The sequence below is a fragment of the Aromatoleum bremense genome (genome assembly GCF_017894365.1).
GTDB lineage: Bacteria > Pseudomonadota > Gammaproteobacteria > Burkholderiales > Rhodocyclaceae > Aromatoleum > Aromatoleum bremense.
This window is the reverse complement of record NZ_CP059467.1, coordinates 1,954,477-1,972,462: the sequence shown is the minus strand read 5'-3', so window position 1 is coordinate 1,972,462 and position 17,986 is coordinate 1,954,477. Positions and strand designations below refer to the sequence as shown.

The following is a 17,986-nucleotide window of genomic DNA, read 5'->3' as shown; positions in this document are numbered from 1 at the left end:
ACGAACGTGTGACGACCGGGCAGGCCGCGAAGGCAGGGTTCGATTCAATATAGACCCTCGTGCTTGCATTCGTCATCACGTTACATCCCGTTTTACTGTTGCGGGATCAGCTCCGCTCCAGCTTCGCGGGCAGGCCGTTGTGCGTCGACGGGCACGATGCCGTCTCGATGAGGAGGACGTCAGCCGCCGCGCCCTTCGAGCATCGCCATCAGGTTGGCGATGCGCGCGCGGCCTTCTTCCTTCGACACCGGCACGTTCGACTTGCGGTCATTGACTTTCACGTCGCCGCCCATCTCCTCGATGAAGCGCGACGGCTCGCAGGTGCGCGCTTCCTTGCCGGCCTTGCGCCGCTCGCACCACGTGATGTTGAGGCTGCGCTGCGCGCGCGTGATGCCGACGTACATCAGGCGGCGCTCCTCCTCGATCTTGTCCTCGTCGATGGAGGACTGGTGGGGCAGCAGCCCTTCCTCGACGCCGACGAGGAACACGTGCTTGAACTCCAGCCCCTTCGACGCGTGCAGCGTCGCGAGCTGCACGCCGTCGAACTCGCTGTCGTTCTTGTCGAGCATCGAGATCAGCGCGATCGTCTGCGTCAGCTCGATGAGGTTCTTGCCGTCCTCGTCGCCCTTCCTGCCGAGCCAGCCGACGAAGTCGCGCACGTTGCTCCATTTCGACTCCGCCTCGCGCGGGTCGAGATGCTCGAACAGCCAAGCCTCGTAGCGGATCGCCGCGAGCAGGTCCTCGAGCAGACGCGACGCCGGCTCGCGCGTCGCGCGATACTGCAGGCGGTTGATGAAGTTGCCGAACTCCTGCACCTGCTCGAGCTGGCGCGCGTTCAACGCCTGCGCCGCGCCTTCCTCGAAGGTCGCGGCGAAGAGGCTGACGTGGCGCCGTCCGGCATAGCTGCCGAGCGCTTCGAGCGTGCCGGCGCCGATGCCGCGCCGCGGCGTCGTGATCGCGCGAATGAACGCGAGGTCGTCGTCCTCGTTCATCAGGAGGCGCAGGTACGCGATCAGGTCGCGGATCTCGGCCTTGTCGAAGAACGACTGGCCGCCGGAGATCACGTACGGGATCTTCTGGTTGCGCAGCTGCTGCTCGATCAGCCGCGCCTGGTGGTTGCCGCGGTACAGCACGGCGTAGTCGGAAAACTTCGTGCGGTGCTCGAACTTGTGCGCGTTGATTTTCGACGCGACCCATTCGGCCTCGTGCTCGGCGTCGCGGCACGCGGTCACCGTGACCTGTTCGCCGGCGCCGTGCTCGGACCACAGCCGCTTGTCGAACAACTTCTCGTTGTTCGCGATCAGCGTGTTTGCGGCGGTGAGGATGCGCTTCGACGAGCGGTAGTTCTGTTCGAGCTTGATGACCTTGAGCTTCGGGTAGTCCTGCTGCAAGAGCTTCAGGTTCTCGACGTCGGCGCCGCGCCACGCGTAGATCGCCTGGTCGTCGTCGCCGACTGCGGTGAAGGCGCCGCGCACGCCGGCGAGATGGCGCAGCAGCGTGTACTGCGCCCGGTTCGTGTCCTGATATTCGTCGACGAGCAGGTAGCGCAGCTTGTTCTGCCAGCGCTCGCGCACCTCCGGGTGTTCATCGAAGAGGCGCACCGGCAGGCTGATCAGGTCGTCGAAGTCGACCGCTTGGTACGCGCGCAGCGTGCGCTCGTATTCGGCGTACAGCAGCGCCGCGGCCGACGCGAGCTCGTTGTCGGCGAGCTGCGCTGCCTGCTCCGGCGTCACCATCGCGTTCTTCCAGCCCGAGATCTGCCACTGCATCGCCTTCGAGCGCGCCTTGTCGGCGTCGCGCGTGATGTCGGCGACGATCTGCACCGTATCGGAGGCGTCGAGGATCGAGAACTGCGGCTTGAGCCGGCAGTGCTTCGCTTCCTGGCGCACGATCTTCACGCCCAGCGCGTGGAAGGTGCACACCGTCAGCCCGCCCGGCACGCGCCCGCCCATCAGTCCGGCGACGCGCTCCTGCATCTCCTTCGCCGCCTTGTTGGTAAACGTGATCGCGGCGATGTTCGCGGGATTCAGCCCGCAGGCGTTGATCAGATGCGCGATCTTGTGCGTGATGACGCGCGTCTTGCCGCTGCCCGCGCCGGCGAGCACGAGGCTCGGCCCGTCGAGATAGTGGATCGCGTCGCGCTGTGGGGCGTTCAGATGAGCGGACATGGGCGTCGAGCGGGCAGGACTGCGGAAAAGGGATGCCGCCGGCAGGCGGCACGCTGGCATTCTAACCGATCAGGCCGGCGCCCTCGGCCCTTGTCCCCGCAGATGACAAGGGAGGCGAAAGCTTTCAGAATGGACTGCGTGATGATCTCCAACGACGGGATTCCCGTTTGATCGGGATATTCGCCGCTCTGGCAGTCGCGATGCCGGGAATCGAAGCGATTTTGCAACCTTGCAGTGCCGTCCTGCGAATCCTGCCGGCCGGCATGGAAGTAACACGGAGAGCTCATTATGAAAAACTCATCACCCCGCAAGCGTCGCCTGTCGGAAGCCGAACTGCTCGGCATGTCGGCCGACGACTACATGAACGACGTGCAGCTCGAGTTCTTCCGCGAGCGGCTGCTCGCGCTGCAGGCGGAACTGCGCGAGAACAGCGAGGAAACCCGCTCGCATCTGCGCGAAACGATCGCCACGCCCGACGAGGCCGACCGCGCGACGCAGGAAGAAGAGCAGGTGCTGGAGCAACGCATCCGCGACCGCGAATTGAAGCTGCTGCACAAGGTCGAAGCGGCGCTGCGACGCATCGCGGACGGCACTTACGGTTATTGCGAAGCGACCGGAGAGCCGATCGGCGTCGGCCGCCTGCTCGCGCGGCCGACCGCGACGCTGAGTCTCGAGGAGCAGGAGCGGCACGAACGGGCCGAGCGGCTGTTCCGCTGAACGCGCCGCATCGTCCGGCCTCGCCCTGGAACGGCACAGCGCGAACGGGCCGCACGACGGCGGCCGTGACGTCGCCGGCCGGCCGTCAGGTCAGACGATGCCCGCGCCGTGCGCCTGCTGGTCGGCCCAGTAGCTCGAGCGCACCATCGGCCCGCACGCAGCATTTTTGAAGCCCATCGCCAGCGCCTCGCGCTCGAACATCCTGAAAGTATCCGGGGGCACGTAGCGCAGCACCGGCAGGTGGCCGGTCGAAGGCTGCAGGTACTGGCCGATCGTCAGCATCTCGACGTCGTGCGCGCGCAGGTCGCGCAGCACGTCGAGGATTTCCTCGTCGGTCTCGCCGAGGCCGACCATCAGGCCGGACTTCGTCGGCACCTCCGCATGGCGCGCCTTGAACTCCTTCAGCAGCCGCAGCGAGTACGCGTAATCCGCGCCCGGGCGGGCCTGTTTGTAGAGCCGCGGCACCGTCTCGAGGTTGTGGTTCATGACGTCGGGCGGCGCCTGGTCGAAGATCTCGAGCGCAATCTCGAGGCGGCCGCGGAAGTCCGGCACGAGCACTTCGATGCGCGTCTGCGGCGACGCCGCACGCGTCTCGCGGATGCAGTCGACGAAATGCTGCGCCCCGCCGTCGCGCAGGTCGTCGCGGTCGACGCTGGTGATGACGACGTAGTTGAGCCGCATCGCCGCGATCGTCGCCGCGAGTTCGGCCGGCTCGTTGGCGTTCAGCGGCTCGGGCCGGCCGTGGCCGACGTCGCAGAACGGGCAGCGACGCGTGCAGATGTCGCCCATGATCATGAACGTCGCGGTGCCCTTGCCGAAGCATTCATGGATGTTCGGGCACGACGCTTCCTCGCACACGGTGTGCAGCTTGTGCTCGCGCAGGCTCGCCTTGATCTCGTTGAAGCGCTCGGCTTCGTGGCCGGCGCCGAGCCGGATGCGGATCCACTCGGGCTTCTTCAGGCGTTCGGCGGGGACGATCTTGATCGGGATGCGCGCGGTCTTGTCTGCGCCGCGCTGCTTGCGTGCCGTGGTTTCCATGCGGGTCTCTCGTGTCGTGATGGGTCGGGGCGGGTAAGCCGTTCAGGTTTCAGGCCGGCGGCCGGTCGGCGGGGTACACCGGTGGCAGCAGGCGCTGCAGAGCGGCGAGCAGGCGCTCGCCAACACTCGCTACGTCGTCGGCGATGCCGAAGTCCTTGAGCCGGACGGTCCGGAGGCCTTCGTAACCGCAGGGGTTGATCGAGGAAAACGGCGCCAGGTCGACGTCGACGTTCAGCGCCAGGCCGTGATAGCTGCGGCCGTTGCGCACGCGCAGCCCGAGCGCGCCGATCTTCGCGCCGTCGACGTAGACTCCCGGCGCGCCGGCCTTGCGCTCGGCGCTGACGCCGTAGTCGGCGAGGCAGTCGATGACGGCCTGTTCCATGAGAGTCACCAGCTCGCGCACCTTGAGGCAGCGGCGGTGCAGGTCGATCAGCAGATACGCGACGAGCTGGCCGGGGCCGTGATACGTGATCTGCCCGCCGCGGTCGATTTTCACCAGCGGGATGCCGACGTCGCGCAGCAGGTGTTCCGGCCGGCCCGCCTGCCCGAGCGTGTAGACCGGCGGATGTTCGAGCAGCCAGATTTCGTCCGGCGTGTCGGCGCCGCGGGCGTCGGTGAAGGCGCGCATCGCGTGCCAGGTGGGTTCGTAATCGACGCAGCCGAGGCGGCGAACGACCAGCACCGGCGTGCCGGCAGGCTGTGGTGCTTGCGTCGGAAGGCCCGCCAGCTCGCCGCCGGCGATCATCTAGAGCACCACCTTCACGAGGGGATGCGCGGTCAGTTCGCGATACAGCGCGTCGAGCTGCGGCCGCGACACCGCGCGGATCGTGCAGGTCAGCGCGAGGTAGTTGCCCTTGCGCGACGGGCGCATCTCGACCAGGCGGGCATCGAAATCCGGGGCGTGGCGCAGCACCACTTCGACCACGGACTGGGCGAACTCATCGACCCGCGCGCCCATGATCTTGATCGGGAAATCGCACGGGAATTCGAGGAGGGTCGGTCGCGTCTCGTCAGCCACTGCGCATCACCGTGTTCTTGAAGTCCTGGTACCAGTCGTACATTTGGCGCGCGACGGGGCCGGGAGTTCCGCTCCCCACGGCGAGGCCGTCGAGCGTCGTGATCGCGAGCACTTCCTTCGTCGATGACGTCATCCACACTTCGTCGGCGGTCCGCACCTCGTCTTCGAGGATCTCGCGCACCTGGTACGGCAGACCGTGGCGCGCGGCAAGCTCGAGCACCACGTCGTACGTGATGCCGGGCAGCATCAGGTGGCTCTTCGGCGGTGCGAGCATCATGCCGTCCTTGACGATGACGATGTTCGACGCCGCCCCTTCGGTGAGAAAACCGTCGCGGAACAGCACGGTTTCGACACAGCCGCTGTCGATCGCGACCTGGCGCAGCAGGCAGTTCGCGAGCAGCGCGGTGCTCTTGAGGTCGCAGCGCAGCCAGCGGAAATCGGCCGCGCTGACCGCTGCGACGCCGCGCGCGAGCTGCGCCGCCGGCGGCGTGACGAGCTCGTCGCTCATCAGGAACACGGTGGGCCGCGTCGGCACCGGGAACGCGTGGTTGCGCCCGTTGCCGCAACCGCGCGACACCTGCAAGTAGACCGACTGGTCCTCCCACGGGTTGCGCGCGACGATCTCGTTGATGATCCCAGACCATTCGGACGGCGCGTGCGGATTCGGCAGGCGGATCGCCTCGAGCGTATGGGCGAGCCGCTCGAGATGCTGCGCGAGGCGGAACGGCCGGCGCGAATACACCGGGATCACCTCGTAGCCGCCGTCGCCGAACAGGAAACCGCGGTCCAGCGGCGAAATCCGCGCCTCGGCGAGCGGCTGGTACGTCCCGTTCACAAAGCAGATGCTCATATGCGTCTCCGCATCGGCGTCACAGACTCTTGATCCACAGCAGCAGCGTATCCCACAGGCGGCCGAAGAAGCCCGCCACCGGCACGTCCTGCAGCGCCACGACCGCGTATTCGCCGAGCGGCTTGCCGTCGAGGTTCAGGCGCAGCGTGCCGAGCGGCTGGCCTTTCTGGATCGGCGCGATGACCGGCTGCTGGCTGACCAGCGAGGCCTCGATTTTCTCCGACTGCCCTTTCGGCAGCGACATCACGAAGTCGCCGAGAAAACCGACCGCGACGTCGTCGGCCTGGCCTTTCCACACCTGGAAGCGCGACAGTTCCTGGGCGGCCGAATAGAGTTTGACGGTGTCGTGGAACTGGAAGCCGTAGTTCAGCAGTTTCAGCGACTCCTGCGCCCGGATCGTGTCCGAATCGGTGCCGAGCACGACCGAGATCAGCCGGCGCGGACCGCGCTGCGCCGACGAAATCAGGCAGTAGCCGGCGCTGCTGGTGTGCCCGGTCTTCAGGCCGTCGACGGTCGTGTCCAGCCATAGCAGGCGGTTGCGGTTGGGCTGGGTGATCTTGTTGTACGTGTACTCTTTCTGCGAGTAGTAGCGGTAATGCTGGGGGAAATCGCGCACGATCGCCGAAGCGAGCAGGCCCAGGTCGCGCGCGGTCGTGTAGAGCTGCGGGTCGGGCAGGCCGGTCGAGTTCGTGAAGTGGGTGTTCTTCATGCCGAGACGCTGGGCCTCGGCGTTCATCATGTGCGCGAACGCTTCCTCGGAACCGGCGAGAAGCTCGGCCAGCGCGACGCACGCATCGTTGCCGGACTGGATGATCATCCCCGAAGTGAGTTCGCCGACGGTCACGGGCCGGTTCGGTTCGATGAACATCCGCGAGCCTTCGCTGCGCCAGGCTTTCTCCGATACCGGCACCGCCTGATCGAGCGTGATCGTGCCGTTCTTCAGCGCTGCGAACGTCAGGTAAGCGGTCATCAGCTTCGTCAGCGACGCCGGTTCGATACGCGCGTCCGGTGCCTGCGCCGCGAGCACCTGCCCGGTGGCGTGATCCATCAGCAGCCAGGCTTTGGCCGCCAGCGTCGGCGCGGGGACATTCTGGGCTGAAGCGGGAAAGGCGAGCAACGCGAGAAGCAGGACAATGAATAAACGCATGAGGACGTGATGGAGAACCGGAACGTGGGGAAGGGAAGGAACAGCGGAACCTGTGATTATAGGGGGTCGAACGGGCAAAGCCGGCGCGGATCCGATGCGGGACGGGTGATCATGTTTCAGCGTGTAACGACAAACGGGCGGATATCCAGCGCCGCCGCAAGGCGTCCGGCTTCGTCGCGCGCTTCGTCGGCGGAGGCGAACGGCCCGAGCTGCACGCGATAGCGGCTGCCGTCTTCCTGGAGTTCGAGGCGGTCGGCGAGCGTTTCGAACTCGTCGCGAACCCGCGCGCGCAACCCTTCGGCCTTCGCTGCCGAAGAAAACGTGCCGAGCTGAAGAAACACGCCGCGCCGCACGGTCAATCCCTGCGCCGGCTGCGACGGCGCGCGCAGCGCGATTTCCTCGGGCAGGATCGTCTCGATCTCGACCGGGGCGCTGCCGGCATTCACGTAGCCGAGCCGATGCGCGCCGGCATACGAGAGGTCGATGACGCGGTCCTTGTGGAACGGGCCCCGATCGTTGATGCGGACCACGACTGTGCGACCATTGGCCGGGTTCGTCACGCGCGCATAGCTCGGGATCGGCAGCGTCGGATGTGCCGCCGTCATCGCGTACATGTCGTAGGGCTCGCCGCTCGACGTCGGTTTGCCGTGGAAGCGCCGACCGTACCAGCTCGCACGCCCGCGCTGGCGGAACGCGGTCAGCGCGGTCGCGGGAACGTACTCCTTGCCGAACACGCTGTACGGCCGGTTGGCGAAACGATGCAGCGGCTCGAGGCGCGGTTCGGCGTCCGCGATGGCATCGAGGTTCGCCGGAATGTCGGTGCCGGGGCCGTCGTCCTTGTAGTAACCGCCGCGCCGCGCTGCCGGGGCGGTGCCCGCAGGCACCTGCATCGTCGTGTCGCGCGACGGAGTCGAGCCGCAGCCGGACAGCCCTGCCGCGAACGCCCCCGCCAGGGCCAGCGCCAGCGCCAGCACCAGCGACCGGATGCCGGCCGCAGTCATCGGATCGCAATCGTTCGAACGCACTCGAGTTCCTCTTCTTCTTTCAACCTTTTGCGAGCACACGGCTGCGCTGGATGCTCATGAGGATACCGATCCCGAGGCACAAGGTCACCAATGCGGTGCCGCCGTAACTGATGAACGGCAACGGCACGCCCACGACAGGCAGGATGCCGCTGACCATGCCCATGTTCACGAAAGCATAGGTGAAGAAGATCATCGTGATCGAACCGGCCAGCAGGCGCGTCGCCAGCGAAGGCGCCTGCGCCGCGATGACGAAGCCGCGCAGCAGCAGCAGCAGATAGCTCGCCAGCAGCAGCAGCGCGCCGAGCAGGCCAAATTCCTCGGCGAGCACCGAGAAGATGAAATCGGTGTGGCGCTCGGGGAGGAACGCGAGATGGGTCTGCGTCCCTTCGGTCCAGCCTTTGCCGAGGAGGCCGCCGGAGCCGATCGCGATCGTCGACTGGATGATGTGAAAACCCCGGCCGAGCGGATCCTGGGTCGGATCGAGCAGCGTGCACACGCGATGCTTCTGGTACTCGCGCAGCACTTGCCAGTCCACGCCGGGCTGGCACAGCTGGTCGCCGAAGCCGACGATCGCGCCGATGCCGACGACGCCGACGAGCGCGACCGGGACGATCAGCTTCCACGACAGGCCGGCGAAGAAGATCACGTAGAAGCCGGCGGCGGCAACGAGCAGGCTCGTGCCGAGGTCCGGCTGGACCAGGATCAGCGCGACCGGCACTGCGAGCAGCGCGCCGGCGACGACGAACTCGCGCAGCCGGATGTGCCCCTCGCGCTGCTGGAAATACCACGCCAGCATCAGCGGCATCGCGATCTTCATGATCTCGGACGGCTGGATGCGGGTGATGCCGATGTCGAGCCAGCGCGTCGCGCCTTTGGACGTCTCGCCGAACAGGTCGACCGCGATCAGCAACAGCACGCCCGCGGCGTACAGTGGCAGCGCCAGCGACAGCAGCCGTTGCGGCGGCAGGCGGGCAGCGAGCCACATCGCCGCGAGGGCGACGCCGGCATTGACCAGCAGCGATGCGATGCGCTCCGGCGACGCGCTGTGCATCAGCACGAACGCGTAGCCGAGCAGCACTGCGAGCAGGCCGAACAGGATCGGGTCGATCGGCCGGATCGCGGCGACGAGCAGACGGAGCGGGCTGAAGCGCGGTTCGGTCACGGGGTCGGCTCCGCGTCGTGTCCGGCGTGGGTGTCGTCCTCGGCTTCCGCCGCCTCGGCGTCTTCGCGCGCGGGTGCGTCGAGACGCGCGCCGAGCAGATGGTAGTCGATGACCTGGCGCGCGATCGGCGCTGCCGACTGGGCGCCGAAGCCGCCGTTCTCGACCAGCACCGCGAGCGCGATCGTCGGATTCTCCGCCGGCGCGTACGCGATGAACCACGAGTGGTCGCGCAGCCGCTCGCGGACCCGGCCGGCGACGTATTTCGACCCTTTGAGCGAATACACCTGCGCGGTGCCGGTCTTGCCGCCGGCACTGTAGGGGGCGCCTGCGAAGGCGCGCGCACCGGTCCCGGACTTATTGACATCGACCATCGCCTCGCGCACCGCGGCCAGATGCGCCGGCTTGATCGCGAGCTGCCGAATCGGCTCGGGCTGGATCGCTCGCCGCTCGCCGCTCGCCGTGTCTATCACGTGGCGCACCACATGCGGCCGGAACACCTGGCCGCCGTTGACGATCGTGGCCAGCGCGTTCGCGAGCTGCACCGGAGTGTAGGCGTTGTACCCCTGGCCGATGCCGACCGAGATCGTCTCGCCGCCGTACCAGCGCTGCTGCTCGGGCTTCTTGAAGCGACCGCGCTTCCATGCCGGCGACGGCAGCACGCCTTCGGCTTCGCCGGGAATGTCGATGCCGGTGCGCGAACCGAAGCCGAGCGGCGCCATGAAGCCGGCGATCCCTTCGATGCCGAGATCGTTCGCGAGCTGGTAGTAATAGGTATTGCACGACACGACGATCGACTTGTGCAGGTCGACCATGCCGTGGCCGCCGACCTTGTCGTCCATGAAGCGGCGTCCGGCGAAGCTGAAGTAACCTGGATCGGCGATCGCCTGGTTCGCGGTGCGCTTGCCGGTCGTCAGCGCCGCGAGCGCCATGAACGGCTTGAACGTCGATCCGGGCGGATAGGCGCTGAAGATCGCGCGGTTGAGCAGCGGATGGTCCGGCGAATCGTTGAGTTCATTCCAGTCGGCGGTGGAGATGCCGTCGACGAACAGGTTCGGGTCGAATGCCGGTTTCGACGCGAGCGCCAGCACGCCGCCAGTGCGCGGGTCGATCGCGACGAGCGCGCCGCGCCGGTCGCCGAACGCGGCCTCGGCGACTTTCTGCAGCTCGATGTCGAGCGTCAGCTCGAGATCGCTGCCCGTCGTCGCGGGCGTGCGCGACATGACCCGCACCGCGCGCCCACCCGCGTTCACCTCGACCTGCTCGACGCCGGTCACGCCATGGAGTTCTGTCTCGTAGCTGAGCTCCAGCCCGCTCTTGCCGATGTGGTCCGAGCCGCGATAGTTCGCGGTGTCGCCGCGCTCCTCGATGCGTTCCTGGTCGCGCAGGTTGATCCGCCCGATGTAGCCGATGACGTGCGAAGCGACTTCGCCCTGAGGGTAGTCGCGGAACAGGCGCGCCTGGACTTCGACGCCGGGAAAGCGGTAGCGCCGGGCGACGAAGCGCGCGACTTCGGCGTCGTCGAGGCGCGTGCGGATCGGCACGCTCTCGAAGTTGCGGCTCTCCTCGAGCAGCTTGCGAAAGCGCCGCCGGTCGCGCGCGTCGATCGTCACGATCTCGCTCAAGGCATCGATCGTCTCGTCGAGGTCGGCGACCTGCGACGGCGTGATCTCGAGCGTGTAGGCAGCGAAGTTGCGCGCCAGCGTCACGCCGTTGCGGTCGAGGATCGCACCGCGCGTCGGCACGATCGGCACGAGGCCGATGCGGTTGTCCTCGGCGCGCGTGAGAAAGTAGTCGTGGCGGACCACCTGGAGGTAATAGAAGCGCGCCGCGAGCAGGCCGAAGCACACCAGCGCGACGATGCCCGCAACCAGCACCCGGCGGCGAAAGCGCCCCAGTTCCTCCTCGGGAGTGCGGAATTCGGTCATCGTCAGATCGGCCGGTTATCGTCCCGGTCCACCGGCCGATACTGCGGCAGCAACAGCAGGAAGTGCAGCGGAATCCACAATGCGGCGCTCGTAAAGCTCGACAGGAAATACCACCAGCCGGGAAATTCGGCGCCGGCCACGAGCCGCACCAGCACCATGATGAGCTGCGTCAGGAAAAACATCGGCAGGATGTGCAGCGCCTGCTGCAACGGCGGAAACCACAGCACGCGGCGCGCGATGGACGTCGCGAGGTAGGCGAGCACGACATAGGCGAGCGCGTGCTGCCCCATCGCCGCGCCCTGCCCGATATCGACCAGCAGGCCGAACACGAAAGCCGTCCCCATGCCGACGCGCAGCGGCTCGCGGATGCACCAGAAAGCCAGCACCAGCGGCACCCAGTCCGGCACCCCGGGCAGGCGGCCGGTCGGGATGTACGCCAGCCCGAGCGCGACGAACAGGCTCAGGAACACGAACCAGTTCTTCGCCGGCTGCAGGATGCGGCTCGATCGATGGGTCGGCTGCACGACTATCCTTTCCGCTCGGGGCGGCGCAGCGCCGGGGACTGCGGCTGCGGCTGCGGCCGGGACGGCGGGGCTTCGGCACGTCCGAGCACCAGCACCTGGGTCGTGCGCTCGACCGCAGCGACCGGGTCGCACAGGACGACGGCAAAAGTCTGCGATTCGCGATCGACGCTGACGACTTCGGCCACCGGCAGCCCGGCGAGGAAGATGCCATCGAGCCCCGACGTTTCCAGCCGGTCGCCAGGGAGCACATCGACTCCGGACAACGTGAAGCGCAGCTCCATGCGCCCCAGCCCCGCGCCGAACAGCACGCCGCGCAGGCCGTTGCGCGCGACCTGCACCGGCACGGCCTGGTCCTTGTCGGTCAGCAGCGTGACTTCGGCCTGCACCGGATACGCGCGCGTGACCTGCCCGATCATGCCCTGCGCGTTGACGACTGCCATGCCGGCCGCGACGCCGTGCTGGCTGCCGCGGTCGAGGATCACCTTGCGCGAGAACGGATCGGGCGCGTCGTAAAGGACTTCGGCCGCGACGCTGCGCACGCCCGGCGCCGGAGCCATCTGCAGCAGTTCCCGCAGCTGCGCGTTGTCGCGTTCGAGCTGCTCGAAACGCAGCAGCCGTTGTGCCGCATCGAGCTGGCTGCGCCGCAGCTCGGCGTTGTCCTGCTGCACTTCGACGAGCGTCGCGAAATAGACTGCCGCGTCACGGACGAAATCGACCGGCGCGGCCGCCGCCATCTGCAGCGGCCAGGTCGCGACCGACAGCCCCTGGCGCACCACTTCGAGGTAGCGGAACCGGAGGTCCGCCACCAGCATCGCCAGGCACACCGAGACGAGTACGAGCAGCCGCACGAGCGGCGTCGGGCCTTGCTTGAAAACGGGCGGAGACTGATGGCCGGCCAGCGACATCGCGGCGACTAGGCGGGGCGAGCAGCGGGCGGCAGGCGCCGCGGCCCGGGAGTCGTCTTATTCCGAAGCGAAGATGGAACCAAGCTTGTCCATTTTCTCGAGCGCCATGCCGCAACCGCGCGCGACGCACGTCAACGGCTCGTCGGCGACGATCACCGGCAGGCCGGTTTCTTCCATCAGCAGCCGGTCGAGGTCGCGCAGCAGCGCGCCGCCACCGGTCAGCACCATGCCGCGGTCGGCGATGTCGGCGCCGAGTTCGGGCGGCGTCTGTTCGAGCGCGATCTTCACCGCCGAGACGATCTGGTTCAGCGGCTCGGTCAGCGCTTCGAGGATCTCGTTGCTGGAAATCGTGAAACTGCGCGGGATGCCTTCGGCGAGATTGCGGCCCTTGACTTCCATCTCGCGCACCTCGGAGCCCGGAAACGCGGAACCGATTCCCTTCTTGATGTTCTCCGCGGTCGTGTCGCCAATCAGCATGCCGTAGTTGCGGCGGATGTAATTGACGATCGAGTCGTCGAACTTGTCGCCGCCGACGCGCACCGAGCCGGCATAGACCATGCCGCCGAGCGAGATCACGCCGACTTCGGTCGTGCCGCCGCCGATATCGACGACCATCGAGCCGGTCGCGTCCGACACCGGCAGCCCCGCGCCGATCGCCGCGGCCATCGGCTCCTCGATCAGGTACACCTGGCTCGCGCCGGCGGCGAGCGCGGCGTCGCGGATCGCGCGCCGCTCGACCTGCGTCGAGCCGCAGGGGACGCAGACGATGATGCGCGGGGAGGGCGAGAACATCCGCGAGTCGTGAACCTTCTTGATGAACTGCTTGATCATCTGCTCGGTCACGACAAAGTCCGCGATCACGCCATCCTTCATCGGCCTGATCGCGGTGATGTTGCCGGGAGTCTTGCCGAGCATCTGTTTCGCTGCGTGTCCGACGGCCTGGATCGTGCGCTTCGCGTTCGGGCCGCCTTCGGTACGGATCGCGACAACCGAAGGTTCGTCGAGCACGATGCCTTTGCCCCGCACGTAGATCAGCGTGTTCGCAGTGCCGAGGTCGATCGCCAGATCGTTGGAAAAATAAGAGCGCAGGAAACCAAACATGGACAATTCCGAGACCAATGAAGACGGGGCGGCTGTACCGGCCAGAACAGGCGGCAAACGAATATGATAACCTACAAACCTTTGTGACTTAAGCAGGTTTTGTTACCTCATGTCGCTCTCCACTGAACAGGTCCGGCGCATCGCCACGCTCGCCCGGATCGAGCTCTCCGACGCCGACGCCGAAGCGACCCGCGGCAAGTTGAATGGCATTTTCGGCCTGATCGAGCAGATGCAGGCCGTCGACACCACCGGCGTCGAGCCGATGAGCCACCCGCAGGACGTCGCGCAGCGCCTGCGCCCCGACGTCGCGACCGAGCCCGATCGCCGTGAAGCGTTCCAGCGCATCGCCCCGCAGACCGAAGCCGGACTGTATCTCGTTCCCAAGGTTATCGAGTAAGGAACAGCGGGCGCCGGGCAGCGGCAGGGATCGCACGGAATCATTTTCGTCCCGGCTGCGCGGCGCTCCCACGACATATGATCAACGCCAGCCTCACCGAACTGCGCGCCGCGCTCGACGCCGGAAAAATCTCGAGCGTCGAACTCGCGACGCTCTTCCTCGACCGCATCGAGCGGCTCGATGCGGCCCTCAACGCCTTCATCACCGTCGACCGCGACGGCGCGCTCGAGGCCGCCCGCGCCGCCGATGCGCGCCTCGCCGCAGGCGATGCCGGGCCGCTCACCGGCATCCCGCTCGCGCACAAGGACGTGTTCTGCACGGAAGGCGTGCTGACGACCTGCGGCTCGAAGATGCTCGCGAACTTCGTCAGCCCGTACGACGCGCACGTCGTCAGCCTGCTGAAAGCCGCCGGCGCGGTCAGCCTCGGCAAGACCAACATGGACGAGTTCGCGATGGGCTCGTCGAACGAGAACTCCCACTTCGGCCCGGCGAAGAACCCCTGGGACACCACGCGCATTCCCGGCGGCTCGTCCGGCGGCTCGGCGGCCGCGGTCGCCGCGCGCCTCGTGCCGATCGCGACCGGCACCGACACCGGCGGCTCGGTGCGCCAGCCGGCGGCGCTGACCGGCGTCACCGGCATCAAGCCGACCTACGGCGTCGTCAGCCGCTACGGCATGATCGCGTACGCGAGTTCGCTCGACCAGGGTGGCGCCTTCGGCGCGTCCGCGGCCGACTGTGCGCAGCTGCTGACCGCGATGGCGGGTTTCGATCCGCGCGACTCGACGAGCCTCGAACGGCCCGCTGAAGACTATTCGCGTGAACTTGCCGCGCAGGCCGCCGCCCGCCCGCTCGCCGGCCTGCGCATCGGCCTGCCGAAGGAATTTTTCGGCGCCGGCATGGCCGACGACGTGCGTTCGGCGGTCGAGGCGGCGCTCGACGAATACCGCGCGCTCGGCGCGACGACCGTCGACGTGAGCCTGCCGAACGCGCAGCTCGCGATCCCCGCTTATTACGTCATCGCGCCGGCCGAGGCGTCGAGCAACCTGTCGCGCTTCGACGGCGTGCGCTACGGCCACCGCGCCCCCGAGTACCGCGACCTTGCCGAGATGTATTCGAAGAGCCGCGCCGAAGGCTTCGGCGCCGAGGTCAAGCGCCGCATCCTCGTCGGCACTTACGTGCTGTCGCACGGCTACTACGATGCGTACTACCTGCAGGCGCAAAAGCTGCGCCGCCTGATCGCGCAGGACTTCCAGGCCGCGCTCGCCGGCTGCGACATCATCGCCGGCCCGACGAGCCCGACGACCGCGTGGGCGATCGGCGAGAAGTCCGACGATCCGGTGCAGATGTACCTGTCGGACATCTACACGATCGCGGTAAACCTCGCCGGCCTGCCCGGCCTGTCGCACCCGTGCGGCTTCGGCGCGGGCGAGCTGCCGGTCGGCCTGCAGCTCGTCGGCGACTACTTTTCCGAGGCGCGCCTCCTGAACGCCGCGCACCGCTTCCAGCAGGCGAGCGACTGGCACCTGCGCCGGCCGGCGATCGCCGCCTGAACGAGAGCTTGACACCATGAGCAGAAACGACTGGGAAGTGGTCATCGGACTGGAAGTCCATGCCCAGCTGAACACCGCGTCGAAGATCTTTTCCGCCGCCTCGACCGCGTTCGGCGCCGAACCCAACGCGCAGGCCTGCGCCGTCGATATCGCGCTGCCGGGGGTGCTGCCGGTACTGAATGGCGGCGCGGTCGAGCGGGCGATCCGCTTCGGCGTCGCGATCGGCGCGACGGTCGCGCCGAAAAGCGTTTTCGCGCGCAAGAACTACTTCTATCCGGATCTGCCGAAAGGCTACCAGATCAGCCAGTTCGAGCTGCCGGTCGTGCAGGGCGGCGTGATCACGATCCGCGTCGGCGACGGTGACAAAGCCTACGAGAAGACCGTGCAGCTGACGCGCGCGCATCTCGAGGAAGACGCCGGCAAATCGCTGCACGAAGACTTCCACGGCATGAGCGGCATCGACCTGAACCGTGCCGGCACGCCGCTGCTCGAAATCGTCTCCGAACCGGACATGCGCTCGTCGGCCGAAGCGGTCGCCTACGCGCGGGCGCTGCACGCGCTGGTGCGCTGGATCGACATCTGCGACGGCAACATGCAGGAAGGCTCATTCCGCTGCGATGCGAACGTCTCGGTGCGCCGCCCCGGCGGCCCGCTCGGCACGCGGCGCGAAATCAAGAACCTGAACTCGTTCCGCTTTCTGCAGCAGGCGATCGACTTCGAAGTGCAGTGGCAGATCGGCACGATCGAGGACGGCGGCAAGATCCAGCAGGCGACGGTGCTGTTCGACCCCGACAGCGGCGAGACACGCATGATGCGCTCGAAGGAAGACGCGCACGATTACCGCTACTTCCCCGACCCCGATCTGTTGCCGCTGGTGATCTCGCCGGAATGGATCGCACGCGTGCGCAGCGAGATGCCGGAGTTGCCGGGCGCGATGAAGGCGCGGCTCGTCGCCGAATACGGTCTGTCCGCGTATGACGCCGCGAGCCTGACCGCATCGAAGGAAGTCGCCGCGTACTATCAGGCGATGCTCACCGCGGCCGACGCGAAACAGGGCAGCCAGCTGCCGAAGCTGTGCGCAAACTGGGTCATGGGCGAGCTCGCCGCGCAGCTCAACCGCGCCGAATGCGACATCTCCGACTCGCCGGTCGCGCCCGCGCAGCTCGCCGGCCTCGTGCAGCGCATCGCCGACGGCACGATTTCGAACAACATCGCACGCAAGGTGTTCGCCGCGCTGTGGAACGGCGAGGGCGGCACCGGCGCGGATGCCGCCGACCGCATCATCGAAGCGCAGGGCCTGCGCCAGACGAACGACAGCGGCGCGATCGAATCGATCATCGACGAAGTGCTCGCCGCGAACCAGAAGTCGGTCGACGAATTCCGCGCCGGCAAGGACAAGGCGTTCAACGCGCTGGTCGGCCAGGTCATGAAGGCGAGCCGGGGCAAGGCGAATCCCGCGCAGGTCAACGAGATGCTCAAACGCAAGCTCGAAGCCTGAGCGGCGCAAACCCGCGCGGGGGCAGGTGCGGTCCTGACCGGAATAACCCTCCGCGCCGCTCGCTATAATGGCAGGTAGCAATCAGCGACCTGAGCAAAGGACCGGCGATGTGTCAGCTCCTCGGCATGAACTGCAACGTGCCCACGGACATCTGTTTCTCGTTTGCGGGCTTCCAGGCGCGCGGCGGCGTCACCGATCACCACCGCGACGGGTGGGGCATCGCGTTTTTCGAGGGGCGCGGCGTGCGCGTTTTCCTCGACCCCCAGCCGAGCGCGAATTCCCCGGTCGCCGAACTCGTCCGCAACTACCCAATCCGCTCGCTCAACGTCATCGCCCATATCCGCAAGGCGACCCAAGGCCAGGTGCGCCTCGACAACACGCATCCGTTCCAGCGCGAGCTGTGGGGGCGCTACTGGATCTTCGCGCACAACGGCAACCTGCTCGACTACGCGCCGGCGCTCACCGGGCGCTTCCTGCCGGTCGGCGGCACCGACTCCGAGGCCGCGTTCTGCCACATCCTGCAGTGCCTGGCGCAGCAGTTTCCGGACGGCCCGCCGAGCGCGGCCGTGCTGCACGCGGCGCTGCGCGGGCTGACGATCGAAATCGGACAGCACGGCGAGTTCAACTATCTGCTGTCGGACGGAGAACACTTGTTCGCCCATTGCTCGTCACGGCTCGCGTTCATCGTGCGCGAAGCGCCGTTCACGGTCGCCCACCTCGCGGATCAGGACATGACCGTCGACTTCAGCCGGCACACCACGCCGAACGACCGCGTCGCGGTCATCGCGACCGTGCCGCTGACCGACAATGAAACCTGGCAGCAGATGACGCCCGGCTCGCTCGTGGCTTTTCGGCACGGCGCCCCCGAAACGCTCGGCGACACCCGCACCGTGGCCTCGCAACCGTTCCGCGCCACCGGAAATATGTAAATTTCTCTTCGGTGCGGAATGTTGAAGGGCTA

17 protein-coding genes are annotated in these 17,986 nt (G+C 67.2%); 5 read left to right on the top strand and 12 right to left on the bottom strand.

The window, feature by feature from the left end; all coding sequences use genetic code 11:
• Positions 1–179: 179 nt before the first annotated feature.
• Positions 180–2,168 carry a UvrD-helicase domain-containing protein gene (locus tag pbN1_RS09240; protein ID WP_169200820.1) on the bottom strand — a complete coding sequence of 663 codons (1,989 nt, stop codon included), beginning with the start codon at positions 2,166–2,168 and terminating at the stop codon, positions 180–182.
• A gap of 288 nt (positions 2,169–2,456) precedes the next feature.
• On the opposite strand from pbN1_RS09240, the gene dksA reads away from it, so the two are divergent.
• Positions 2,457–2,885, top strand: coding sequence for an RNA polymerase-binding protein DksA (dksA, locus tag pbN1_RS09235; RefSeq protein ID WP_169200821.1), 429 nt, complete (start codon positions 2,457–2,459; stop codon positions 2,883–2,885).
• Between the two features lie 90 nt (positions 2,886–2,975).
• On the opposite strand, the gene lipA is transcribed toward dksA, so the two are convergent.
• The 11 genes from lipA to pbN1_RS09180 all read right to left on the bottom strand — a co-directional run bounded on the left by lipA (position 2,976) and on the right by pbN1_RS09180 (position 13,580).
• Positions 2,976–3,923, bottom strand: a complete 948-nt coding sequence (gene lipA / locus pbN1_RS09230) for a lipoyl synthase (RefSeq protein ID WP_169200822.1) — start codon at positions 3,921–3,923, stop codon at positions 2,976–2,978.
• Positions 3,924–3,972: 49 nt separating this feature from the next.
• Positions 3,973–4,668, bottom strand: coding sequence for a lipoyl(octanoyl) transferase LipB (lipB, locus tag pbN1_RS09225; RefSeq protein ID WP_280516180.1), 696 nt, complete (start codon positions 4,666–4,668; stop codon positions 3,973–3,975).
• Positions 4,669–4,941: a YbeD family protein gene (locus pbN1_RS09220; RefSeq protein WP_169200823.1), complete on the bottom strand. Its 273-nt coding sequence runs from the start codon at positions 4,939–4,941 to the stop codon at positions 4,669–4,671.
• Positions 4,934–5,791 carry a D-amino acid aminotransferase gene (locus pbN1_RS09215; protein ID WP_169200824.1) on the bottom strand — a complete coding sequence of 286 codons (858 nt, stop codon included), beginning with the start codon at positions 5,789–5,791 and terminating at the stop codon, positions 4,934–4,936. The genes pbN1_RS09220 and pbN1_RS09215 overlap by 8 nt, the downstream gene beginning before the upstream one ends.
• Before the next feature lie 19 nt (positions 5,792–5,810).
• Positions 5,811–6,938, bottom strand: a complete 1,128-nt coding sequence (locus pbN1_RS09210) for a D-alanyl-D-alanine carboxypeptidase family protein (RefSeq protein ID WP_169200825.1) — start codon at positions 6,936–6,938, stop codon at positions 5,811–5,813.
• A gap of 116 nt (positions 6,939–7,054) precedes the next feature.
• Entirely contained in the window at positions 7,055–7,963 is a 909-nt protein-coding gene (locus pbN1_RS09205; RefSeq protein WP_244857221.1) for a septal ring lytic transglycosylase RlpA family protein, read from the bottom strand.
• A 19-nt stretch (positions 7,964–7,982) separates the two neighbouring features.
• Entirely contained in the window at positions 7,983–9,125 is a 1,143-nt protein-coding gene (gene rodA, locus pbN1_RS09200) for a rod shape-determining protein RodA (RefSeq protein WP_169200826.1), read from the bottom strand.
• Complete coding sequence (mrdA, locus tag pbN1_RS09195) at positions 9,122–11,050, bottom strand: penicillin-binding protein 2 (protein ID WP_169200827.1); 1,929 nt, start codon at positions 11,048–11,050, stop codon at positions 9,122–9,124. The genes rodA and mrdA overlap by 4 nt, the downstream gene beginning before the upstream one ends.
• Positions 11,051–11,052: 2 nt before the next feature.
• Positions 11,053–11,574 carry a rod shape-determining protein MreD gene (gene mreD / locus pbN1_RS09190; protein ID WP_169200828.1) on the bottom strand — a complete coding sequence of 174 codons (522 nt, stop codon included), beginning with the start codon at positions 11,572–11,574 and terminating at the stop codon, positions 11,053–11,055.
• Positions 11,575–11,576: 2 nt separating this feature from the next.
• Positions 11,577–12,479, bottom strand: coding sequence for a rod shape-determining protein MreC (gene mreC / locus pbN1_RS09185; protein ID WP_169200829.1), 903 nt, complete (start codon positions 12,477–12,479; stop codon positions 11,577–11,579).
• A 57-nt stretch (positions 12,480–12,536) separates the two neighbouring features.
• Positions 12,537–13,580, bottom strand: a complete 1,044-nt coding sequence (locus pbN1_RS09180; protein ID WP_011237549.1) for a rod shape-determining protein — start codon at positions 13,578–13,580, stop codon at positions 12,537–12,539.
• Between the two features lie 109 nt (positions 13,581–13,689).
• On the opposite strand from pbN1_RS09180, the gene gatC reads away from it, so the two are divergent.
• From gatC to pbN1_RS09160, 4 genes are all read left to right on the top strand, one after another.
• Positions 13,690–13,977: an Asp-tRNA(Asn)/Glu-tRNA(Gln) amidotransferase subunit GatC gene (gene gatC, locus pbN1_RS09175; RefSeq protein ID WP_169200830.1), complete on the top strand. Its 288-nt coding sequence runs from the start codon at positions 13,690–13,692 to the stop codon at positions 13,975–13,977.
• A 77-nt stretch (positions 13,978–14,054) separates the two neighbouring features.
• Positions 14,055–15,527 (top strand): Asp-tRNA(Asn)/Glu-tRNA(Gln) amidotransferase subunit GatA, encoded by a 1,473-nt coding sequence (gatA, locus tag pbN1_RS09170; protein ID WP_169200831.1) that lies wholly within the window; start codon positions 14,055–14,057, stop codon positions 15,525–15,527.
• Positions 15,528–15,543: 16 nt separating this feature from the next.
• Positions 15,544–17,025, top strand: a complete 1,482-nt coding sequence (gatB, locus tag pbN1_RS09165; RefSeq protein ID WP_169200832.1) for an Asp-tRNA(Asn)/Glu-tRNA(Gln) amidotransferase subunit GatB — start codon at positions 15,544–15,546, stop codon at positions 17,023–17,025.
• 107 nt (positions 17,026–17,132) lie between these two features.
• Positions 17,133–17,954, top strand: coding sequence for a class II glutamine amidotransferase (locus pbN1_RS09160; RefSeq protein ID WP_169200833.1), 822 nt, complete (start codon positions 17,133–17,135; stop codon positions 17,952–17,954).
• Positions 17,955–17,986: the final 32 nt, after the last annotated feature.

Coding starts and splice junctions, on each gene's coding strand:
- pbN1_RS09240 (WP_169200820.1), bottom strand. CDS start 2,168: ATGTCCGCTCATCTGAACGCCCCACAGCGCGACGCGATCCACTATCTC.
- gatA (WP_169200831.1), top strand. CDS start 14,055: ATGATCAACGCCAGCCTCACCGAACTGCGCGCCGCGCTCGACGCCGGA.
- lipA (WP_169200822.1), bottom strand. CDS start 3,923: ATGGAAACCACGGCACGCAAGCAGCGCGGCGCAGACAAGACCGCGCGC.
- gatB (WP_169200832.1), top strand. CDS start 15,544: ATGAGCAGAAACGACTGGGAAGTGGTCATCGGACTGGAAGTCCATGCC.
- gatC (WP_169200830.1), top strand. CDS start 13,690: ATGTCGCTCTCCACTGAACAGGTCCGGCGCATCGCCACGCTCGCCCGG.
- pbN1_RS09180 (WP_011237549.1), bottom strand. CDS start 13,580: ATGTTTGGTTTCCTGCGCTCTTATTTTTCCAACGATCTGGCGATCGAC.
- mrdA (WP_169200827.1), bottom strand. CDS start 11,050: ATGACCGAATTCCGCACTCCCGAGGAGGAACTGGGGCGCTTTCGCCGC.
- pbN1_RS09215 (WP_169200824.1), bottom strand. CDS start 5,791: ATGAGCATCTGCTTTGTGAACGGGACGTACCAGCCGCTCGCCGAGGCG.
- pbN1_RS09210 (WP_169200825.1), bottom strand. CDS start 6,938: ATGCGTTTATTCATTGTCCTGCTTCTCGCGTTGCTCGCCTTTCCCGCT.
- dksA (WP_169200821.1), top strand. CDS start 2,457: ATGAAAAACTCATCACCCCGCAAGCGTCGCCTGTCGGAAGCCGAACTG.
- mreC (WP_169200829.1), bottom strand. CDS start 12,479: ATGTCGCTGGCCGGCCATCAGTCTCCGCCCGTTTTCAAGCAAGGCCCG.
- lipB (WP_280516180.1), bottom strand. CDS start 4,668: ATGATCGCCGGCGGCGAGCTGGCGGGCCTTCCGACGCAAGCACCACAG.
- pbN1_RS09160 (WP_169200833.1), top strand. CDS start 17,133: ATGTGTCAGCTCCTCGGCATGAACTGCAACGTGCCCACGGACATCTGT.